This is a genomic window from Nocardiopsis sp. iso_25, assembly GCF_056173305.1.
In genome coordinates, this window is the sequence record NZ_CM149667.1 from 3,492,074 (window position 1) to 3,510,612 (window position 18,539).

Annotated in this window: 19 protein-coding genes; 9 read left to right on the forward strand and 10 right to left on the reverse strand. The window is 73.4% G+C overall.

The window, feature by feature from the left end; all coding sequences use genetic code 11:
- Nucleotides 1–89: 89 nt before the first annotated feature.
- Nucleotides 90–893: an IclR family transcriptional regulator domain-containing protein gene (locus AC0VX6_RS15160; RefSeq protein ID WP_475464793.1), complete on the forward strand. Its 804-nt coding sequence runs from the start codon at nucleotides 90–92 to the stop codon at nucleotides 891–893.
- Nucleotides 894–1,118: 225 nt separating this feature from the next.
- Here the strand turns inward: AC0VX6_RS15160 and AC0VX6_RS15165 are convergent, their stop codons facing one another.
- On the reverse strand, nucleotides 1,119–1,643 hold the full coding sequence (locus AC0VX6_RS15165) for a CGNR zinc finger domain-containing protein (RefSeq protein WP_475464794.1): 525 nt from the start codon (nucleotides 1,641–1,643) through the stop codon (nucleotides 1,119–1,121).
- A 25-nt stretch (nucleotides 1,644–1,668) separates the two neighbouring features.
- On the opposite strand from AC0VX6_RS15165, the gene AC0VX6_RS15170 reads away from it, so the two are divergent.
- A complete protein-coding gene (locus AC0VX6_RS15170) occupies nucleotides 1,669–1,836 on the forward strand; it encodes a hypothetical protein (protein WP_017567180.1) in 168 nt (55 codons plus the stop codon).
- Between the two features lie 20 nt (nucleotides 1,837–1,856).
- Here AC0VX6_RS15170 and AC0VX6_RS15175 read toward each other — a convergent pair whose 3' ends face one another.
- Nucleotides 1,857–2,258, reverse strand: coding sequence for an ACT domain-containing protein (locus AC0VX6_RS15175; RefSeq protein WP_274973347.1), 402 nt, complete (start codon nucleotides 2,256–2,258; stop codon nucleotides 1,857–1,859).
- Between the two features lie 170 nt (nucleotides 2,259–2,428).
- Between AC0VX6_RS15175 and AC0VX6_RS15180 the strand changes: the two genes are divergently transcribed.
- Nucleotides 2,429–3,310, forward strand: a complete 882-nt coding sequence (locus AC0VX6_RS15180) for an aldo/keto reductase (protein ID WP_475464796.1) — start codon at nucleotides 2,429–2,431, stop codon at nucleotides 3,308–3,310.
- A 263-nt stretch (nucleotides 3,311–3,573) separates the two neighbouring features.
- Nucleotides 3,574–4,455, forward strand: a complete 882-nt coding sequence (locus tag AC0VX6_RS15185) for an aldo/keto reductase (protein WP_475464797.1) — start codon at nucleotides 3,574–3,576, stop codon at nucleotides 4,453–4,455.
- Nucleotides 4,456–4,555: 100 nt separating this feature from the next.
- Here the strand turns inward: AC0VX6_RS15185 and AC0VX6_RS15190 are convergent, their stop codons facing one another.
- Entirely contained in the window at nucleotides 4,556–5,077 is a 522-nt protein-coding gene (locus AC0VX6_RS15190) for a GNAT family N-acetyltransferase (protein ID WP_274973350.1), read from the reverse strand.
- Between the two features lie 445 nt (nucleotides 5,078–5,522).
- Here AC0VX6_RS15190 and AC0VX6_RS15195 point away from each other — a divergent pair, with 445 nt between their 5' ends.
- Complete coding sequence (locus AC0VX6_RS15195) at nucleotides 5,523–7,358, forward strand: glycoside hydrolase family 13 protein (RefSeq protein ID WP_274973351.1); 1,836 nt, start codon at nucleotides 5,523–5,525, stop codon at nucleotides 7,356–7,358.
- Between the two features lie 59 nt (nucleotides 7,359–7,417).
- Here the strand turns inward: AC0VX6_RS15195 and AC0VX6_RS15200 are convergent, their stop codons facing one another.
- A complete protein-coding gene (locus tag AC0VX6_RS15200; RefSeq protein ID WP_274973352.1) occupies nucleotides 7,418–8,176 on the reverse strand; it encodes a thioesterase II family protein in 759 nt (252 codons plus the stop codon).
- 267 nt (nucleotides 8,177–8,443) lie between these two features.
- Here AC0VX6_RS15200 and AC0VX6_RS15205 point away from each other — a divergent pair, with 267 nt between their 5' ends.
- On the forward strand, nucleotides 8,444–9,661 hold the full coding sequence (locus tag AC0VX6_RS15205; RefSeq protein WP_475464800.1) for an MFS transporter: 1,218 nt from the start codon (nucleotides 8,444–8,446) through the stop codon (nucleotides 9,659–9,661).
- A gap of 10 nt (nucleotides 9,662–9,671) precedes the next feature.
- Here the strand turns inward: AC0VX6_RS15205 and AC0VX6_RS15210 are convergent, their stop codons facing one another.
- Nucleotides 9,672–9,965 carry a hypothetical protein gene (locus AC0VX6_RS15210; RefSeq protein WP_274978158.1) on the reverse strand — a complete coding sequence of 98 codons (294 nt, stop codon included), beginning with the start codon at nucleotides 9,963–9,965 and terminating at the stop codon, nucleotides 9,672–9,674.
- Between the two features lie 57 nt (nucleotides 9,966–10,022).
- On the opposite strand from AC0VX6_RS15210, the gene AC0VX6_RS15215 reads away from it, so the two are divergent.
- The gene (locus AC0VX6_RS15215) at nucleotides 10,023–10,658 is read left to right on the forward strand and encodes a hypothetical protein (RefSeq protein ID WP_212644419.1); all 636 of its coding nucleotides are present in this window, start codon (nucleotides 10,023–10,025) and stop codon (nucleotides 10,656–10,658) included.
- Between the two features lie 31 nt (nucleotides 10,659–10,689).
- On the opposite strand, the gene AC0VX6_RS15220 is transcribed toward AC0VX6_RS15215, so the two are convergent.
- From AC0VX6_RS15220 to AC0VX6_RS15240, 5 genes are all read right to left on the reverse strand, one after another.
- A complete protein-coding gene (locus AC0VX6_RS15220; protein ID WP_274973354.1) occupies nucleotides 10,690–11,007 on the reverse strand; it encodes an L-rhamnose mutarotase in 318 nt (105 codons plus the stop codon).
- Between the two features lie 144 nt (nucleotides 11,008–11,151).
- Nucleotides 11,152–12,219, reverse strand: a complete 1,068-nt coding sequence (gene rhaS, locus AC0VX6_RS15225) for a rhamnose ABC transporter substrate-binding protein (RefSeq protein ID WP_475464802.1) — start codon at nucleotides 12,217–12,219, stop codon at nucleotides 11,152–11,154.
- A complete protein-coding gene (locus AC0VX6_RS15230) occupies nucleotides 12,216–13,337 on the reverse strand; it encodes an ABC transporter permease (RefSeq protein WP_475483693.1) in 1,122 nt (373 codons plus the stop codon). Before AC0VX6_RS15230 ends, rhaS begins: the two co-directional genes overlap by 4 nt.
- The gene (locus AC0VX6_RS15235) at nucleotides 13,321–14,349 is read right to left on the reverse strand and encodes an ABC transporter permease (protein WP_475464804.1); all 1,029 of its coding nucleotides are present in this window, start codon (nucleotides 14,347–14,349) and stop codon (nucleotides 13,321–13,323) included. The genes AC0VX6_RS15230 and AC0VX6_RS15235 overlap by 17 nt, the downstream gene beginning before the upstream one ends.
- On the reverse strand, nucleotides 14,346–15,863 hold the full coding sequence (locus AC0VX6_RS15240) for a sugar ABC transporter ATP-binding protein (RefSeq protein ID WP_475464806.1): 1,518 nt from the start codon (nucleotides 15,861–15,863) through the stop codon (nucleotides 14,346–14,348). The genes AC0VX6_RS15235 and AC0VX6_RS15240 overlap by 4 nt, the downstream gene beginning before the upstream one ends.
- 261 nt (nucleotides 15,864–16,124) lie before the next feature.
- On the opposite strand from AC0VX6_RS15240, the gene AC0VX6_RS15245 reads away from it, so the two are divergent.
- Nucleotides 16,125–17,174 (forward strand): LacI family DNA-binding transcriptional regulator, encoded by a 1,050-nt coding sequence (locus AC0VX6_RS15245; RefSeq protein ID WP_274973359.1) that lies wholly within the window; start codon nucleotides 16,125–16,127, stop codon nucleotides 17,172–17,174.
- A gap of 689 nt (nucleotides 17,175–17,863) precedes the next feature.
- Entirely contained in the window at nucleotides 17,864–18,463 is a 600-nt protein-coding gene (locus AC0VX6_RS15250) for a hypothetical protein (RefSeq protein ID WP_274973360.1), read from the forward strand.
- Nucleotides 18,464–18,539 lie beyond the last annotated feature (76 nt).

Below are 18,539 nucleotides of genomic sequence, written 5' to 3' on the forward strand. Positions count from 1 at the left end.
GAACGGGCCCCGCCGCTCCGTCAGACGGGTGTGAGAACCTTTGCGGGGGCCGCGGCCAGCCGCCCCCGCAACCGAACCGGGAAGAGCAGATGCCGACCGAAGAAGAAGAGGCCCGCGGCGCCCACTTCGTGCAGTCCCTGGAACGCGGCCTGACGGTCATCCGCGCCTTCTCCGCCGAGCGGCGCTCCATGACGCTCAGCGAGGTCGCGCGCGAGACCGACCTGACCCGCGCCGCCGCACGCCGTTTCCTGCTCACGCTGGTGGACCTGGGCTACGTGCGCACCGACGGCAGGCTGTTCTCGCTCACACCCCGCGTGCTGGAGCTGGGTTACGCCTACGTGGCCTCCGCCGGGTTGCCCGACGTGGCCCAACCCCACCTGGAGGACCTGTCCGCCCGGGTGCACGAGTCCGCCTCGGTGTCGGTGCTGGAGGGAGACGACGTGCTCTACGTGGCGCGTGTTGCGACCTCGCGGATCATGGCGGTGGCCATCCGGGTGGGCACCCGCTTCCCGGCCTCGGCCACCTCGATGGGCCGGGTGCTGCTTGCCGGGCAGGACGACCGGAACCTGGACGCCTACCTCGCGCGGGTGGAGCTGGCCCCGCTGACCCGGTTCACCGTCACCGACCCGGCCGAGCTGCGCGCCGAGCTGGAGCGGGTGCGCGAGCAGGGGTACGCCATCGTCGACCAGGAACTGGAGGAGGGCCTGCGCTCGCTGGCCGCGCCCGTCCGCGACGGGTCGGGCCGGGTGATCGCGGCCGCCAACGTGTCCGCCCACGCCAACCGGGCCTCGATCGAGGACGTGCGCCGCGACCTGCTGCCCGCGCTGCTGGAGACCACCGCGCGCATCGAGGCCGACCTCGCGTCGGTGGCGCGCCGCGACGCGGGCTCCTGAGCCTCCACACTCCGGTTGCGGGCCGCCCTGCGACGCGGGAGCACCCGGCGAGGACCTGGCCGGTGGCGCCCGAATCGCACCCGCCGCGACGCGGGAGGCTTCGGCGAAGGCCTGGTGGCGCCCCGAACGTCCCCGCCGCGGCGCGGGCTCCGACTTCACCGGGGCGCGGTCGTGGGCCGGGCCTCATGACCGGGCCCCGGGGTGGACGGTCGGCCGGGCCGCGTGTCAGGGGCGGGCCGCCCGGGCGCGGTGGCGCCGGACGGCGTCGCGGTTGCCGCAGGCGGGTGAGCAGTAGCGCTGGCGTCCGCCGCGCGAGAAGTCGGCGTAGACGCGGTCGCAGCCGTGCGCCGCGCACCGGCCGAGCCGGTCCATGCCCCGGCCGGTCAGGTGCAGGGCGGTGCCGACGGAGACCAGCGCGGCCACCTGACGGTGGGCGGGCAGCAGGTCGGGGCGGTAGTGCAGGTGCCACCCGGTGCCCGCGTGGTCGGTCAGGCGCGGGGCGGCGGAGAACTCGATGAGCAGCGGGTTGAGCCGCTGCGCGCGGGCGGGCGCGTCGGCGGCGTCGACCACCCGCGTCCAGCGCTCCAGGAACTCGCAGACGGCGGCCACGTCGCCCTCGCCCACGGAGCGTTCGAGGAGGAAACCCACCTCCGCACAGCGGCGCTCCAGGTCCGCCGCACCGGTCAGCGGCCGGTTGACCAAGTCCACGGCCAGGGTCACCGGGTCCTGTCCGTAAGGGTTGAGATGCATAATGCCATTACACCAGACTGGCCCGATGCACACACGGCACGAACACCACTGGACCACCGAGTCGGACCACACCACCAGCGAGGGCGTCGTCGCCTACCAGCGCTGCGCGTGCGGGGGGCGCAGGGTGATCCTGACCCGGGCCTTCGGGCTGCTCCAGGACGACCTGGCCTCGGTCGGTCCCGGGCGGGGGTGAGTCGGTGCGGTGGCGTGGGCTCAGCCCTCCTCGGAGCCGAGGAGGGCCCGCAGCACCGCCACCGCCCGCTCCTCCGCCTCCTCGGGGACGAACACGTGGTCGTGGTGGAAGCCGGACACCACGTCGCACGGCAGACCGGCTCCGGTCAGCGCGGCGGCCACCGCCGCCACCAGCGCCGCCGCCCGCGCTCCGGCGGGGGCCTCCAGCGTGATCCAGGCGGCCGCGCCGTCGTAGGGCAGCCCGGCCGCGTCGGCCTCCTCGCGCGGGCACACCACGGTCAGGGCCTCGTCCTCGGCCACCGTGACCACCGGACGCACCCCCTCGGGCAGGGACGCGCGGTCCGGCACGGTGGTGAAGACGTAACCGCCCGGCCGCGTTCGGACCCGCGTTCCCGACAGCAACCGCTCCAGCTCCCCCGCCACCCGCTTCCCCCTCCCCCGCGCACCCGTGGCGCCTTGCGGGCGCGCGCCGCCTCCTGAGATCCTGCCCGCAACACCGCCGGGGACGCCAATCCGCGCGCACGGGGACCGTGCGGCGGCCCCCAACCTGGAATTCTGAGCACACGGCCCCAGCGCCGTCCGGAAGGGACACCGTGACCGATCTGCACGCCACACCACACATCGCCCGGGAGTCGGGAACCTTCGCCATCGGCGGCGACCTGCCGGTGCACCGCCTGGGCTTCGGGGCGATGCGCATCGTCGGCGAGGGGGTGTGGGGTCCGCCCCGCGACCGCGACGAGGCGCTGTCGGTGCTGCGGCGCGCGGTCGAGCTGGGCGTGAACTTCATCGACACCGCGGACTCCTACGGCCCCCAGATCAGCGAGCAGCTGATCCGCGAGGCGCTCTACCCCTACACCGACGACCTGGTCATCGGCACCAAGGCGGGTTTCGCGCGCACCGGACCGGGTGAGTGGCACAGACTGGGCCGCCCCGAGTACCTCAAGCAGCAGGTGGAGCTGAGTCTGCGCAACCTGGGGCTGGAGCGGATCGACCTGCTCCAGTTGCACCGGATCGACCCCGAGGTGCCGCTGGCCGACCAGCTCGGCGCCCTGGTAGAGCTGCGCGAACAGGGCAAGGTCCGCCACATCGGGCTGAGCGAGGTGACGGTGGACGAGCTGTCCGCCGCCCGCGCGATCACGCCGGTGGCGTCGGTGCAGAACCAGTACGCGCCGTCGTTCCGCCAGTCCGAGGACGTGCTGGAACAGTGTGAGAAGGACGGGACGGCCTTCCTGCCCTGGGCGCCGGTCGGGCGCGGCGAGCTGGCGGGGCCGGGTTCCCCGCTGACCGCGATGGCGGCGGAACACGGGGTGACCCCGGTGCAGCTGTCCCTGGCCTGGCTCCTGCACCGCTCGCCGGTCATGCTGCCGATCCCGGGCACGTCGCGGGTGGCGCACCTGGAGGAGAACACCGCCGCCGCCGCGGTGCGGCTGACCGAGGCCGAGACCGAGCGCGTCAGCCAGTACCTGGGCACCTGATCCGGGCTGCGCCGGGTCCGTGTCGCGGACCCCGGGTGCGCGGCGGCGGGCGGCGGGCAAAAGCACCGTTGGCGGACTTCCTCCCCCACCGGTGCCGCACGGAGTCGGGATCGGGCTCCGACGCGCCCCGTGGTTGCTTGCGACGGGTCCCACCTGCTGAGATTCTTCCCGGGACACCGCCGGAGGGCCGGTCTCGCGCGTCGCCGCCCGGGTTCCGCCCCGGCTCCGCATGTTCGGCCCAGCGCCGTCCGGAAGGAACCCTCGTGACCGACGTACACACCACACCGCACAGCGCCCGGGAGTCGGGAACCCTCGTGATCGGCGGCGACCTGCCGGTGCACCGCCTGGGCTACGGCTCGATGCAGCTCGTCGGCCGGGGGGCGTGGGGCCCGCCGCGCGACCGCGACGAGGCCCTGGCCGTGCTGCGGCGCGCGGTCGAGCTGGGCGTGAACTTCATCGACACCGCCGACTGCTACGGCCCCCAGATCAGCGAGCAGCTGATCCGCGAGGCACTGCACCCCTACACCGACGACCTGGTCATCACCACCAAGGTCGGCTTCGCGCTCACCGGGCCGGGTGAGTGGCACCCCCTCGGCCGCCCCGAGTACCTCAGGCAGCAGGCGGAACTGAGCCTGCGCAACCTCGGCGTGGAGCGGATCGACCTGCTCCAGCTGCACCGGATCGACGCCCGGGTGCCGCTGGCCGACCAACTGGGCGCCCTGGTGGAGCTGCGCGAACAGGGCAAGGTCCGCCACATCGGACTGACCGGGGTGACCCTGGAGCAGCTCTCGGCGGCCCGCGCGATCACGCCTGTGGCGTCGGTGCAGAACTGGTACGGCCCGATCGCGCGCAAGTGCGAGGACGTGCTGGAACAGTGCGAGAGGGACGGGACGGCCTTCCTGCCCTGGGCGCCGTTGGGGCGCGGCGAACTGGCGGGGCCGGACTCGCCGCTGGCCCCGCTGGCCGCCGAGCACGGGGTCACCCCGGCGCAGCTGGCGCTGGCGTGGCTGCTGCACCACTCGCCGGTCATGCTGCCGATCCCGGGCACGTCGCGGGTGGCGCACCTGGAGGAGAACACCGCCGCCGCCGCGATCAGGCTGTCGGAGTCCGAGACCGAGCGCATCGCCAAGTTCCTGAACGGCTGAGCCCGTGAACGCGCGCGGCCCCGCCGGGAGACCGGCGGGGCCGCGCGCGTTCGGGGCGTCCGCTGCCGCACGGGGGCCGACGGCGGGCCGTTCGTCCCGTTCAGCTGGGGCGCATGCGGAACACCTGGAGGCGCATGTCGTAGTACTTCTCGGTCTCGCCGACCCACTCCATGCCCAGTCTGCGCGCCACGGCCATCGCCCGCTCGTTGTTGGGGCGCGCGACGGCGAAGACCTCCTCGATGCCCTGTTTGAACGCCCACGAGATGACGGCCTGGCTGGCCTCGGTGGCGTACCCCTGGCCCCACACGTCGGGGCGCAGCACCCAGGACAGTTCGAAGTCCTCCTCGAAGGGCGGCAGGAGCTTGAGCGAGAGCCCTCCCACGAGCTGGCCGTCCTCCTCGCGGACGATGGCCCAGCGCCCCGCGGGCGGGATCAGGTTGGGCGCCGCCTCGATCCAGGCGTGCAGAACCAGGCGCATCGCGTCGGCGTCGTGCACCCGATGCCATTCCGGCGTCAGCCAGTGCGCGACCTCGTCGGCCCCGTAGATGCGCAGGGCCTCCTCGGCGTCGTCCAGCTGCCACTCCCGGATGAGGAGTCGGTCGGTCGGCAACTCAAGGCTCATGTCACCACCGTAACCCGCGACAAACCACCACGACAGGGGGGAAGGGCAACAGACTCGGCGCCCGGCCGCAGGAGCGCGCCCGTGGCCGCCGCCCCGGCCGCGGCCACGGGCACCGGGCCCCGCGGACAGGCCGCGAACCGGTCCGTCACGACCCCTTTACACCGCGTATCGCGGCCGTTAGGGTGTCCAGCACATCTGGGAGCGCTCCCAGGCATGCGGTCTCTCAGGGAACCCGTCGGCCCGCCCGCGGAGCCGCCCCGACCCCCTCGGACCGGACGCGGGGCACACCACCGGGGAACAAGGCACTACAAAAGACCCGGACTAGTGCAAAAGGATTCGCGACGCCCGACTCCCGTTGCGATACTGACCAGTCCGGACCGGACCCCGCCGCCCGCGCGGCGGGGTCCGCTCACGTGTCAGCACCCCGCAGCCCAGGAGCCGCCCCATGAAGTTCGTCCGCGACCCCCACCACGACGGATCCCCCGACCACGTCAGCGTCGGGGAGGGCCGGGCGAGGCTGCGCGTGCGCGTGCCCGGGGACGCGGACGCGGTCTACGCCCGCGTGGTGGAGGACGGCGAGGCCGTCACCTTCCGTGCCGAGAGGACGCACGCATCGGACGGCACCGTCTGGTTCGAGGCGGACGTGCCGCTGCGCCCGGTGGTGACCAACTACCGGTTCGCGATCGTGCGCGGCACCGAGTACACCTGGCTCAACCAGGAGGGCGTCCACGGGCACGAGGTGACCGACGCGGCGGACTTCCGGCTGATCGACGGTCCCCCGCCGCCCGCGTGGGTTCCGGGCACGAGTGTCTACCAGATCTTCCCGGACCGCTTCGCCCGCGACGACGACTCCGTCGAACCCCCGGCCGAGCACCCCGACTGGGCGCTGCCCCGCTCCTGGGACGACGAGCCCTCCGCCTTCGGGCTGACCGCGACCCGCGAGTACTTCGGCGGCACGCTCGACGGGGTCCGCCGCCGCCTGGACCACCTGGCCGCGCTGGGCGTGGAGGTGGTCTACCTGACGCCCGTCTTCCCGGCGCGCTCCACGCACCGCTACGACGCCGCCACCTTCTCCGAGGTGGATCCGCTGCTGGGCGGCGACCGGGCGCTGCGGGAGCTGGCGCGGGCCGCGCACGAACGCGGCATGCGGGTGATGGGCGACCTGACCACCAACCACACCGGGGACGCCCACGAGTGGTTCCTGGCCGCGCGGGCCGACGCGGACTCCGCCGAGGCGGGGTTCTACCACTTCACCGACCACCCGGACGGCTACGTGGGCTGGCTGGGGGTGCCCAGCCTGCCCAAGCTGGACTACTCCTCGGCCGAGCTGCGGCGCCGGGTCCACGGCGCCGACGACTCGGTGCTCGTGGGCTGGCTGACCGGGCCGGACGCGCTGGACGGCTGGCGTATCGACGTGGCCAACATGACCGGGCGCAACGGCGCGCAGGACCTCAACCGCGAGGTCTCCGGCGAGATCGCGGCACGGATGCGCGAGGTGGACGAGCGGCGGGGCGGCGACGGTTCGTGGCTGCTGGCCGAGCACTTCCACGACGCGGGTCCCGACACCCACCACGACGGGTGGCACGGGGTGATGAACTACGCCGGGTTCACCCGGCCGGTGTGGACGTGGCTGAACACCGGGCCCGAGCACGTGCGCTACCTGCGCACGGACTCGCCGCTGCCGCGCGGCGGCGCCGAACAGGCGGTGCGGGCGATGCGGGCGACCAACGCCGGGCTGCCGTGGCGGGTGCTGACGCACAGCGTGAACGCGCTGAGCACGCACGACTCGACGCGCTTTCGGACCGTGGTGGGCGGCGACGCCGACCGGCACGAGGTCGGGGTGGCGGCGCAGGTGACGCTGCCCGGCGTGCCGTTCGTGTTCGCGGGCGACGAGATCGGCATGGAGGGCGTGGACGGGGAGAACGCGCGCAGGCCCATGCCCTGGCACCGGCCCGAGGTGTGGGACACGGGGACGATGGAGGCGCACGCCCGGCTGCTGGCCCTGCGCCGGGAGCTGCCCGCGCTCCAGACCGGCGGCCTGCGCTGGTTGGACGCGGGGCCGCACCACATGACGTTCCTGCGCTCGCTCGGCGGCCGGACGGTGCTGGTGCACCTGGCCGACGGCCCGCACGAGGGGCTGTCGGCGGCCCTGGCCGACCTGGACGTCTCGGGCCTGGAGGTGCTCGCCCGGGGCGGCGGGGCGCGGGCGGTCGTGGAGGGCGCGGAGCGGGTGGAGCTGGCGGCGGACGGGCCCGGCTACGTCATCGCGGCCGGGAGCTGACGCCCCGGGCCGGGGCGGCATGACGGGTTTCCGCGCCGCCCCGGCAGGAACGGAGGTGACTAGACGTCCTGGGGCAGGGCGGCCCGGACGTCCTTGACGATGCGGGTGACCACGTCGCCGGTCCGGCCGACGAAGTAGAAGTGCTCGCCGGGCAGGATGTGGCGCTCCACCGGCCCCGAGGCGCGGTCGTCCCAGGCGGCGAGGCGCTCGGGCGTGACGCCGGGGTCGTCCCGGCCGCCGAAGACCGACAGCGGCGTCCGCAGCGGCGGGGCGTCCGGATCCGGGCGCCAGGTGTCGACGAGTTCGAGGTCGGCGCGGATCAGCGGCTCCACGATCTTCCACTGCTCGGGGTCGTCCAGGGAACCGGCGGCGGTCCCGCCCATGCGGGCGATGCCCCGGCGCAGCTGTTCGGAGGGCAGCAGGTGCCGGGGCGCGTCGTGCTCGGGGCCCGGGGCCGGGCTCCACGCGGACACCCCGAGCCAGGCGGGCTCGGCGGGGCCGTCGGCGGCCAGCCGGGCGGTCAGTTCGTGGGCCAGGAGCGCGCCCATGCTGTGGCCGAAGAAGCCGAAGGGTCGGTCCAGTTCGGGGGCCAGGCGCGCGAGCAGGTGGCGGGCGAGTCCTCCGGCGTCGCGGAAGGGCTTCTCCTCCGCCGCCCGGCCGCGTCCTGGCGCCTCGACCAGGCACACCTCCCAGTCGGCCGGGAAGTGGCGCACCCAGGGCCGGTAGCCCAGGGAGGACCCGCCCGCGTGGTGCAGCAGGAAGATCCGGAAGCCTGCCCGGGGAACGGGTCGGGGCCGGATGAGGACGCCCTCGTGCACTGCCTGTTTCCTCGCTGTCCGTATCCGGGTGCGGCCGTTCGGCCACCGCAACAGAGCAAAACTACCAGTCGGTAGTACCAGCCGGTAACAACAGTCCCGTTCCGGGTGCGCGCGCCCCGGGCTGGAACACGACCCGCTACCCGCGGAACGCGCCGGAACACCCGGCCCCCGCCGGGGAGCCGCCTCCGCCCCGCGGCGGCCGGAAAAACCACTCGCCGGGCCGCGGGGGCCACCGGCACACTGGGGGCTTCCCCCGAGGAGGCCCCGATGCGCGCGCGTGCGCTGCCCCCGACCCTGCGCCACCGGGGATTCCGCCTCCTCCTCACGGGCAGGGGCGCCGACGAACTCGGCTCGGCGATGCTGCCCGTGGCCGTGGTCGGCCTGGTGCTGGCCGGACACGGGCCGCTGCTCCTGGGCCTGGTCCTGGGCGCGCGCGGCGTGGCGGGCTCCCTGTGCACCCTGCTGTCGGGCGCACTGGTGAGCAGGGTCCGCAAGTCCACCGCCCTGGCCGCGGGCGACCTGGCCCAGTGCGCGGTCATGCTCGGCTTCGCGCTGGGCCCCGACTCAGCCGCCTGGTTCGTGTGTCTGGCGGCGGCCAGCGGCGCGGCCGGTTCGGTCAGCGAACCCGCCGCCGGATCGATCGTGCCGCTGCTGGTCCCCGGCGACCGGCTGCGCGAGGCCAACGCCCTGCGCAACGTCGTGGGACGCGCCATGGGCGTGACCGGCCCCGCCGTGGCCGGGGTGCTGCTCGCCGCCCTGGAGGCGCGGGCGGTGTTCGCCGTGGTCGCCGCCGCCTTCGCGGTGGGCTGCGCCGTGCTGCCGCTGGTGCGCGAGGCGGCGCCGTCCGCCGAGCGCTCCGGGGCCACGATGGGCGCGAACCTCCGGGCGGGGCTGCGCGAGGTGGTGCGGCGGCCCTGGGTGGTGGCGGTCATCGCGGTAGCCACCGTGCAGGCACCGGCCACCCTCGCACCCGGGTTCACCCTGCTGCCGATCGTGGTCGCCGACTCCTACGCCGAACCCGTCTACGGGCTGGCGCTGTCGTGCATGTCGGCGGGCCAGCTCCTGGGCGGGGTCGTCGCCGCCCGCTGGAGCCCGGCGCGCCCCGGCCTGGTCTCCCTGGCGGGTGTGCTCGTCTACCCGCTGGTCCTGCTGGGCCTGGCCGCGACCGTGCCCGCCTGGCTGCTGCTGACCGGCTACGCCGCCACCGGCACGGGCTTCATGCTCCTGGGCGTGTACTGGTACACCGCCCTGCAACGGGCGATCCCCCAGGACCTGCTCAGCGTGGTGATCAGCGTCGACGAGGTGGGCAGCTTCGCGCTGGAACCGGTCGGGTACGCGCTGGCCGGAGCCCTGGCACAGACCGTGGGGCCGCGCCCCGTGCTGGTCGGCGCTGCGGCGGTCGGGCTGGTGACCACGCTCGTGCCGCTGGCCGTTCCCGGCGTCTCCCGCCTCGCCGACCCGGACCGGCCGGCGACCGTGTGCTGACCGCGGCCGCTCAGACCGAGCGGTCGACGCGGCCCCGCAGCAGCCCCAGGGCCGCCGCAGCGGAACGCCGCACCCCCGCGGCCAGCCCGGTCAGCCGACGGCGCCACACGGGCACGCCGAGGTCCTCACCCGGTTCCACGGCGGTTCCGGTCGTCCCGGCCGCACCGTCCGTCCCGGCGTCCTCGGCCCGGGCGGCGCGCTCGCGCAACCGGTCCCTGACCTGTTCGGGGGTGTAGGCACGGCGCTGCCGCTGGTCCCGCGCGATCACCGCGCCGGTCGCCGCGACGCCCACGAAAGCGGCCACTCCAAGGGCCTTCCACCAACGCATGTTCCCTAGGCTAGCGGTGTGGCAGACACGAGCATGTCCCTGAACGAGGCGCTGGAGCTCACCCGGACCGGTGACGTCTGGGTCTTCCGCGGCACGAGCGCGGCCGACCGCGCCATCCAGATCACCACCAACAGCCCGGTCAACCACGTCGGCATGTCCATCGTGGTCGAGGACCTGCCGCCGCTGATGTGGCACGCCGAACTCGGCCGGTCCCTGCCCGACGTGTGGACCGGCAGGCACCAGCGCGGCGTACAGCTGCACGACCTGCGCGACGCCGTCCTGGTGTGGGGCCGCAAGTACGGCCAGCGCGGCTGGCTGCGCCAGCTCGACCCCCTGGCGGACGGCGCGATGGAGGACGCCGCCCTGCGCACGGTCGCCCGGCTCAACGGCACCCCCTTCCCCTCCACCACCCAGATGGCCGCCCGCTGGGCGCGCGGACGCCTGCCCCTGCGCAAGCTTCCCTTCGGGCGGGGCGCGCGCGAGCGCGCGCTGGAGACGGCCTACTGCGCCGAGGTGATCGCCCTGACCTACGAGGCCATGGGGCTGCTGCCCCCGGGGCGCCTGCCCGGGTACTACGACCCGGGGCGGTTCTGGAGCGGTGACGACCTGGAACTGGAGGGCGGTGCGTCCCTCGGCGGGGAGATCCGCGTGGACCTGCCCGCCGAGTGACCACGGGCACCTGGCGTGGGGCCGCCCCCCGTCAGGCGAGGTGGAAGACCTCGGTCAGCGGCACCATGCCCTCGTCGGGGCGGCCGGGCAGGCCCTCGAAGAACGGCGCCATCTCGGCCTGCCAGCGGGCGTTGACCCCGGTCCGGGCCATCGCGGCGCGGGCGGCCTCGAAGTCCTCGGTCTCCAGGTAACCCACGACCATGCCCTCCTCGGTGCAGAACAGCGAGTAGTTGTGCCAGCCGGTGGCGCTGAGGGCCTCGCGCATCTCCGGCCACACCTCGGCGTGCCGTTCGCGGTACTCGGCGAGGCGTTCCCGGCGGACCTTGAGGATGAAGCAGACGCGCTGCACGGGCGTCCTTCCTGTGGGACGGATACGGATAAGGCACGACAGACCATGACGGTTCTACGCAAAGCGTTACGTATTGCGGCACGTCGGGCCGGGCGGAGTCGCCCCGGCCCGGTTTCCGTGTGCCGGGCGCCCCCGGAGACGGGCTCAGAAGTCGAAGTCGTCCACGTTCCCGGCGTCGAAGACCTGCGGCGGGCCGAGCACGATCTCCCCCTCGGTCTCGAACGTGAACTCGCCCAGGCGTCCGGCTGTGAAGGTCTCGCCCTCGGCGCCGGTGATCTGCCCGGCCTTGAGCGCCGCGCCGGTGTACCCGGCCAGGTAGCCCAGGTCGAGCGGGTTCCACAGGGCGAACCGGCTCACGGTGCCGTCGTCCACGAACTCGCGCATCTGGTTGGGCGTGCCCAGGCCGGTCACGGCCACCTCGCCCCGGTACTCGGAGTCGCTGACGTAGCGGGCCGCCGCGGCGATGCCCACGGTGGTCGGCGAGACCACGCCGTCCAGGTCGGGGTGGGACTGCATGAGGCCCTGCATCTCCTGGAAGGACTCCAGGTCGTCGTCGTTGCCGTAGACGGTCTCGACCAGCTCCAGGCCGGCGTACTCCTCCTCGGCCAGCACCTCCTCCATCGCCGCGATCCAGGCGTTCTGGTTGGTGGCGTTGGGAGTGGCCGAGAGCACCGCGAAGGTGCCCTCGCCAACCAGGTCCTCGGCGATCATCTCGACCAGGGTGCGGCCGATGAGCTCGGTGGAGGACTGGTTGACGAACACGTCGGTGCAGTTGGCGTTCGAGTCGTAGCCGACGATGGCCGCGCCGTTGTCACGGGCCTCGTTGAGCGCGGGGCAGACCGCGTCGGGGTCGTTGGCGGCGATCACGATGACGTCGCTGCCCGCCTGGCTGGCCGCGTTGACGTACTCCACCTGGGAGTCGGCCGTGGCCTCGGTGCCCCCGCGCTCGGTGGCCGTGCCGCCGACCTCCTCGACGGCCTCGGTGCCGCCCTGGTTGACGATCTCGAAGAAGGGGTTGTTGAGCTGCTTGGGCAGGAAGTCGATCTTCAGGCCCTCGGGGATCTGCGCGTCGGGGTCGGCGGTGCCGGTCGGCCCGGCCCGGTTCTCCTCCTGGGCGTCCTCGATGGTGGTGCCCCCGCCGCAGGCGGCGGTCGTCAGCACCGCGAACGCGGACGCGGCCAGGAGCAGGTGGCGTGGGCGGCCCTGGGTCATGAGTGTTCTCCCTTGGTGGGGGCGGACGCGGCGGACGGTGCCGCGGCCGGGGGTGAGGAGGGGCTGGGTCCGGGTGCGCGTCCGGCGCGCAGCCGGGCCACGAGGTTGGGGGTGACGACGGAGGCGATGAGGATGAGGCCGGTGACGATCTGGAGGACCTCGCTGCTGATGCCGAACAGCTGGAGGGCGTTGCGGATCGCGCCCAGCAGCACGACGCCGCTCAGCACGCCCAGGATCGAACCGACCCCGCCGAAGATGGACACACCGCCGAGCAGGACCGCGGCCACGACCTGGAGTTCGAGGCCGAGGGCGGTGTCGGCGCGGGAGGTGCCGTACTGCAGGGTCCAGAAGACCCCGGCCCCGGAGGCCACCGCGCCGCTGAGCGTAAACAGCCAGAACTTGGTCCAGCGCACCGGCACCCCGGCGAAGCGGGCGGCCTCGTCGTTGTTGCCGATGTCGAACAGCGAGCGGCCGACGGCGGTGGCGTGCAGCAGCATCCCGAACAGCACGGCCAGGACCAGGACCGCCACGGCGATCCACGGCAGGCCCTCCACGCCCAGGAAGGGCGCCCGGGCACCGCTGACCCAGCTCTGGGGGTAGCTGGCCACGGCGCGGTCGCCGAGCAGCACGTAGGCCAGCCCCCGGTACAGGGCCATGGTGCCGATGGTCACAGCCAGGGACGGCAGCCCGCACACCGTGACCAGGAACCCGTTGAGGGCGCCCAGCAGCGCGCCCACGGCCAGACAGATCCACAGGGCCGTCTCGATGGCGACCCCGGCCTCCCACAGCACGCCCAGGGTGGCGCTGGTCAGCGCCAGGGTGCTGGCCACCGACAGGTCGATCTCGCCGGTGATGACGATGAGCGTCATCGGCAGGGCCATCAGGGCGATGGCGGCCACGCTCAGCACCAGGAAGTCGATGTTGCGCGCGGTGGCGAACATGTCCACGAACAGTCCGGCGGCCAGCAGGGCGACCACGAGCGCGCCCACCACGGGCGCCTCGCGGGCAGAGAGCAGCGACCGGATCCGGCCGGGGCCGCCGGGTCCCCGCGCCGGGGAGCCCTCGGGCACACGGTCGGGGGCGGGGGCGGTGACGGTGCGTTCAGGCGCCACGGGCACCTCCTCCTCGAAGCCTGCGCGCGGTACGCACCGCGAGCAGCCGGTCCAGGCCGATGGCGGCCAGGATGAGCGCGCCCACCACCGCCTGGTGCCAGAACTGGTCGACCTGCCAGATGGGCAGGGCGGCGGTGATGGTGGTGAGCAGGACGGCGCCGAGCGCGGCCCCGTAGACGGTGCCCACGCCTCCGGCGATGGCCACGCCGCCGACCACGGCCGCGGCGACGACCTGGAGTTCCATGCCGGTGCCCACGGTGGAGTCGACGGTGCCGTAGCGGGCGGCGAAGAGCACCCCGGCCAGCCCGGCCAGGGCCCCGTTGGCGGCGAAGGCCCAGGTGACGCGGCGCGAGGCGGGGATGCCGGAGAGCCGTGCGGCGTCGGCGTCGGAGCCGATCGCGTACAGCTCGCGGCCCGAGCGGTAGCTGGCGAGGTAGAAGCCCACGACGGCGACCACGGCGATGGCGACCGCGGCGGGCAGGGGCACCCCCAGGACGCTGAAGCGGCCCAGGAGCAGGAAGGAGTCGGGCATGTCGTGGGCGTTGACCTGCTCGCCCCCGGCCCACCAGTGGTTGAGGCCGCGGTGGGCGTACAGGGTGCCCAGGGTGACGACCAGGGCGGGAACCCGCACGGTGGTGACCAGCAGTCCGTTGAGCAGCCCCGCGACCAGGCCGATACCGATCCCGGCGAGCATCGCGACGGGCACGGGCAGGCCCGGGAAGGACACGAACAGCAGGCCGGTGCCGAAGGCCGACAGGCCCATGACCGAGCCGACCGAGAGGTCGACGTTCCTGGTGATGAGGACCAGGGCCTGGCCGACGGCGAGGACGGACAGGACGGTGGCGCCCAGGAACAGGTCGCGCACGCCCTGGCTGGACAGGAAGCCGGGGTTGTGGAGCCAGGTGGCGGCCACGAGGACCACCACGGCCAGGAGCACGCCGAGTTCGCGGAACTGGAGCCTGCGGCGCGCGGCGGGAACGGGGGCGGGGGCGGGGGCAGTACCGACCGTGTTCGTCATGCGGCCTCGCTCGGTCGCTGTCCGGTGGCCGCGTACATGACCGACTCCTCGTCGGCCTCCCCGCGGTCCAGGTGGGCGGTGACCCGGCCCTCGTGCATGACCAGGACCCGGTCGGCCATGCCCAGCACTTCGGGGAGTTCGCTGGAGACCATGACGACGGCCAGTCCCCGGCCCGCGAGGGTGGACAGCAGGCGGTGGACCTCGGCCTTGGTGCCCACGTCGATGCCGCGCGTGGGCTCGTCCACGAAGAGCACGCGGGGTTCGGTGGACAGCCACTTGGCCAGGACGACTTTCTGCTGGTTGCCGCCGGAGAGGGTGGAGACGGGGTCGGTGAGGCGGCCGAACCTCAGGTTCAGGCGCTCGCCCCACTCGCGGGCGGAGTCGCGTTCGGCGCGGGGGCGCAACAGGCCCAGGCGGCTGAGCGGTCGGCGGCGGGTGGCGGTGGCGTTGCGCTCGATGGAGGACTCCATGACCAGGCCCTGCTGGCGGCGGTCCTCGGGGACCAGGGCCAGTCCGGCGGCCATGGCGGCCCGGGGCCGCCCCGGCGCCAGCGGCCTGCCCTCCACCCGCACGGTGCCCGCGTCGTAGCGGTCCACGCCGAACACGGCGCGGACGACCTCGCTGCGTCCGGCGCCGACCAGTCCGGCCAGGGCGACGATCTCCCCGGCGCGCACCGAGAAGGACACGTCGGCGAACACGCCGTGGCGGGTCAGGCCGTCGACCTCCAGCAGGACCTCGCCGCGCTCGGCCTCCTCCTTGGGGTAGAGGCTGCTGACCTCGCGGCCGACCATGCGGCGCACGACGGTGTCCACGTCCAGGTCGCCGGTGGGGTCGCAGGAGACGAACGCGCCGTCGCGGACCACGGTGACGCGGTCGCACAGGGCGAAGACCTCGTCGAAGCGGTGGGAGATGAACAGCAGCGCCGCGCCGGAGTCGCGCAGGGTGCGGGCGACGGTGAACAGGCGTTCGGCCTCCATCCCGGAGAGGGCGGCGGTGGGCTCGTCCATGACCAGGACCCTCGCCCGGCGGGTGAGGGCCTTGGCGATCTCCACGAGCTGCTGGTCGGCGATGGACAGCCCCCGGGCGGGGCGGTCGGGGTCCATGTCCACGCCCAAGCGCGCGAAGACCTCCCGGGTGTCGCGGCGCATGCGGCCGCGGTCGATGGTGCGCAGGCGGGTGCGGGGCTGGCGGCCGACGAAGATGTTCTCGGCCACCGACAGGTCGGGGAACAGCGTGGGTTCCTGGTGGATGACCGCGACCCCGGCGCGCTGGGCGTCCACGGGCGCGGCGAACTCCGCGGGGCGGCCGTCCACGAGCACCTGCCCGCCGTCCGGCCGGTGCACCCCCGCGATGGTCTTGACCAGGGTGGACTTGCCCGCCCCGTTCTCGCCCACCAGTGCGTGGATCTCTCCGGAGCGCAGTTCCAGGGACAGCCCCCGCAGGGCCCGGACGCTTCCGAAGGACTTGGTGACGTCGACCAGGGCGAGGGGTGGGGGGACCTCTGCTGGGTCCACGTGCGCCCTCCTTCTCTTTGCCATGCCCGGCAAAAACGTTTTAATATGAAGTGGATGTTAAGTGCCCCACATCACACCGTCAAGAGGATCACCCGAGAATTCGCAGGTCTCACCCCGATAACGGCTTCCGTGTCGGTAAGCCCTTTCCAGCAAGCCATGCGGCTCGGAACACCCCACTCCGGACACGGAATTGACACGTTTCAATCGGGGTGTGAGTACGATGCTTCGCACCGCCCTCCGCACACGCACGGGAGAAGCCCCTTGTCCACCAGGTCCCCCAACGCACGCCGCGGCGTGGGTATCACCGAGGTCGCCCGGCGCGCCGGGGTCTCGCCCGGAACCGTGTCCAACGTGCTCAACCGCCCCGAGCGCGTCGCCGAGGCCACCCGCCTGCGGGTCGAGGCGGCCATCACCGAGCTCGACTACGTGCGCAACTCCTCCGGCAGCAGCCTGCGCTCGGGACGCAGCGAGTCCGTGGGCCTACTCGTGCTGGACGTGACCAATCCGTTCTTCACCGAGGTCGCACGGGGCGTGGAGGACGAGGCGGCCGGATCCGGACTCGCCGTGGTGCTGCTCAACTCCGCCGAGAAGCGCGAGCGCCAGCAGCGCAACGTGCGCCTGCTGGCCGAGCAGCGCGCGGCCGGGGCCGTGGTGATGCCCGTGGACGACGACCTGTCGGACCTTCTGTGGTTGAGCCGCCAGGGGACCTTCTGGGTGGCCCTGGACCGGGGCGACGTCGCCGAGGACGTGGGGTGCAGCGTCAGCGTGGACAACCACGCGGGCGGGATGGCGGCCGGGAGGCACCTCATCGGGCTGGGACACGAGACGGTGACCTTCCTGACCGGGCCGTTCGCCATCGAGCAGGTGCGCAGGCGGCACGAGGGGCTGCGCGACGCCTTCACCGAGGCCGGGCTGGACCCGGACACCCGCGTACGGGTGGTCGAGCAACCGCTGCTCAACCCCGAGCAGGGCGAGCGGGCGGTGGACGCGATCCTGAGCGGGGGGCCGCGGCAGCGCCCCCAGGCCGTGTTCTGCGCCAACGACCAACTGGCGCTCGGCGTGATGAAGGGCCTGGGCCAGCGGGGCCTGCGGGTGCCCGAGGACATGTCGGTGGTGGGCTACGACAACGTGGACTTCGCCGACCTGGTGCACCCGGGGCTGACCACGGTGGCCCAGCCCAAGTACGAACTGGGCCGGGCGGCGATGCGCCTGCTGGAGTCGGAGCTGAACCACGGCGAGCACGTCCACGAGCGGGTGCTGTTCACCCCGGAACTGGTGGTGCGGGGTTCGACGGCGGTGTACCGCCCCTGAACTGCGGTTGGCGTAGAGCACACAGCGGCGACGCCGCAGGGGGTTGAGCCCTCCGCAAAGCCGAACCACCCGCCCGCAGAGCCCAGGCTGGCGGCATGCCGTAGGGGGTTGGGGTGGCATGTGTGGTGGTCGTTCACCCGTGGGGGTTGGCGTAGAGCGTGTAGGTGACGGCAGCCAGGCACCCGTAGGGCGTGCGCGTTCCAGTTCAGCCCCTGGGGGGTGGGTGGTCGTGGTGGGCACTGGCTCCGAGGTTCAGTGTTGGGGGCGGGGACCGACTGAGAGCAAGTTCGCCTAGCGAACTTGCCGAAGGAGATCCCTGCGCGCCGGTCACTTCAGGTGTCTGGTGGGCGTCACGGAGGGGTTCGGGAGGTCGCCGGGGGGAACGCCCACCGGGAATCTCCCCCAGCCATCCGTGAACGGGGGTACACGGTTCAGACCGAGAGCGGCCATGAAGCCCCGCGCGTGACCGCGCGTCGTAGGGGGTCCGCAAGTTGTAGAGCGTCGCTGCGTCAGCAACCAGGCACCCGTAGAGCCCGGGCTGACGCTGGGTACAACGGGGTTGACGTAGAGCGTCCCTGCGTCAGCAACCACGCACCCGTAGAGCCCGGGCTGACGCGCACCCCAGACAAGCCACAGCAAAAGCCCTGCTCAGGGTTGTAGCGGCCCGGCGGGAGGGGTAGTCGGCCCACATGGGCAAGGACACGGGCAAGGGCAAGGACGCAGACGACTACCGCAGGGACTACACCGACCCGAAGTTACGGGAGAGGCTCAAGGAGCGGATCAAGGCCTCGGACAAGGGCGGGGCCGCCGGGAAGTGGTCGGCGCGCAAGAGCCAACTGCTCACCCAGGAGTACGAACGCGAGGGCGGCGGCTACCGGCACCCGGACCGCAGGAGCGGCGAACAGCGCGACCTGCGGAAGTGGACCGAGGAGGAGTGGCAGACGGCCTCCGGCAATGCGCGGGCGCGCGACAGCGGTTCCAAGGAACCCGGAGGCACCGACCGCTACCTTCCGCGCCACGCCTGGGAGCAGCTCAGTCCCCAAGAGCGGCGGCAGGCGCGGCGCACCAAGCGCCGGGACGACGAGCGAGGGGAGGGACGTTCGCCGAACCCTCCGGCCGCGAAGTCGGCCCGCAGGTCTGTCGAACTGGACCGGCTGCCCGCCGCCGAGGCCGCCAAGAAGGCGCGGGGAATGTCCTCGAAGCAGGCCCGCAGCGCAGCCGAGCACGAGCGCGGGCACAAGGCCCGCAAGACCGTGTTACGCGTGCTCGACAGGCGCGCCGAGGGCTGACCGCGCAGGTGCGGACACAGGCGGAGGCACAGCCGCTCCGGGGGCTGGCCGGGAAACGGACAACGGGGAGACGGGG

Excerpts from the sequence above, each read along its gene's own strand:
- AC0VX6_RS15160 (WP_475464793.1), top strand. The coding sequence starts at position 90 with ATGCCGACCGAAGAAGAAGAGGCCCGCGGCGCCCACTTCGTGCAGTCC.
- AC0VX6_RS15215 (WP_212644419.1), top strand. The coding sequence starts at position 10,023 with ATGTCCCTGAACGAGGCGCTGGAGCTCACCCGGACCGGTGACGTCTGG.
- AC0VX6_RS15250 (WP_274973360.1), top strand. The coding sequence starts at position 17,864 with ATGGGCAAGGACACGGGCAAGGGCAAGGACGCAGACGACTACCGCAGG.
- AC0VX6_RS15195 (WP_274973351.1), top strand. The coding sequence starts at position 5,523 with ATGAAGTTCGTCCGCGACCCCCACCACGACGGATCCCCCGACCACGTC.
- AC0VX6_RS15235 (WP_475464804.1), bottom strand. The coding sequence starts at position 14,349 with ATGACGAACACGGTCGGTACTGCCCCCGCCCCCGCCCCCGTTCCCGCC.
- AC0VX6_RS15170 (WP_017567180.1), top strand. The coding sequence starts at position 1,669 with ATGCACACACGGCACGAACACCACTGGACCACCGAGTCGGACCACACC.
- AC0VX6_RS15165 (WP_475464794.1), bottom strand. The coding sequence starts at position 1,643 with ATGCATCTCAACCCTTACGGACAGGACCCGGTGACCCTGGCCGTGGAC.
- AC0VX6_RS15205 (WP_475464800.1), top strand. The coding sequence starts at position 8,444 with ATGCGCGCGCGTGCGCTGCCCCCGACCCTGCGCCACCGGGGATTCCGC.
- AC0VX6_RS15190 (WP_274973350.1), bottom strand. The coding sequence starts at position 5,077 with ATGAGCCTTGAGTTGCCGACCGACCGACTCCTCATCCGGGAGTGGCAG.
- rhaS (WP_475464802.1), bottom strand. The coding sequence starts at position 12,219 with ATGACCCAGGGCCGCCCACGCCACCTGCTCCTGGCCGCGTCCGCGTTC.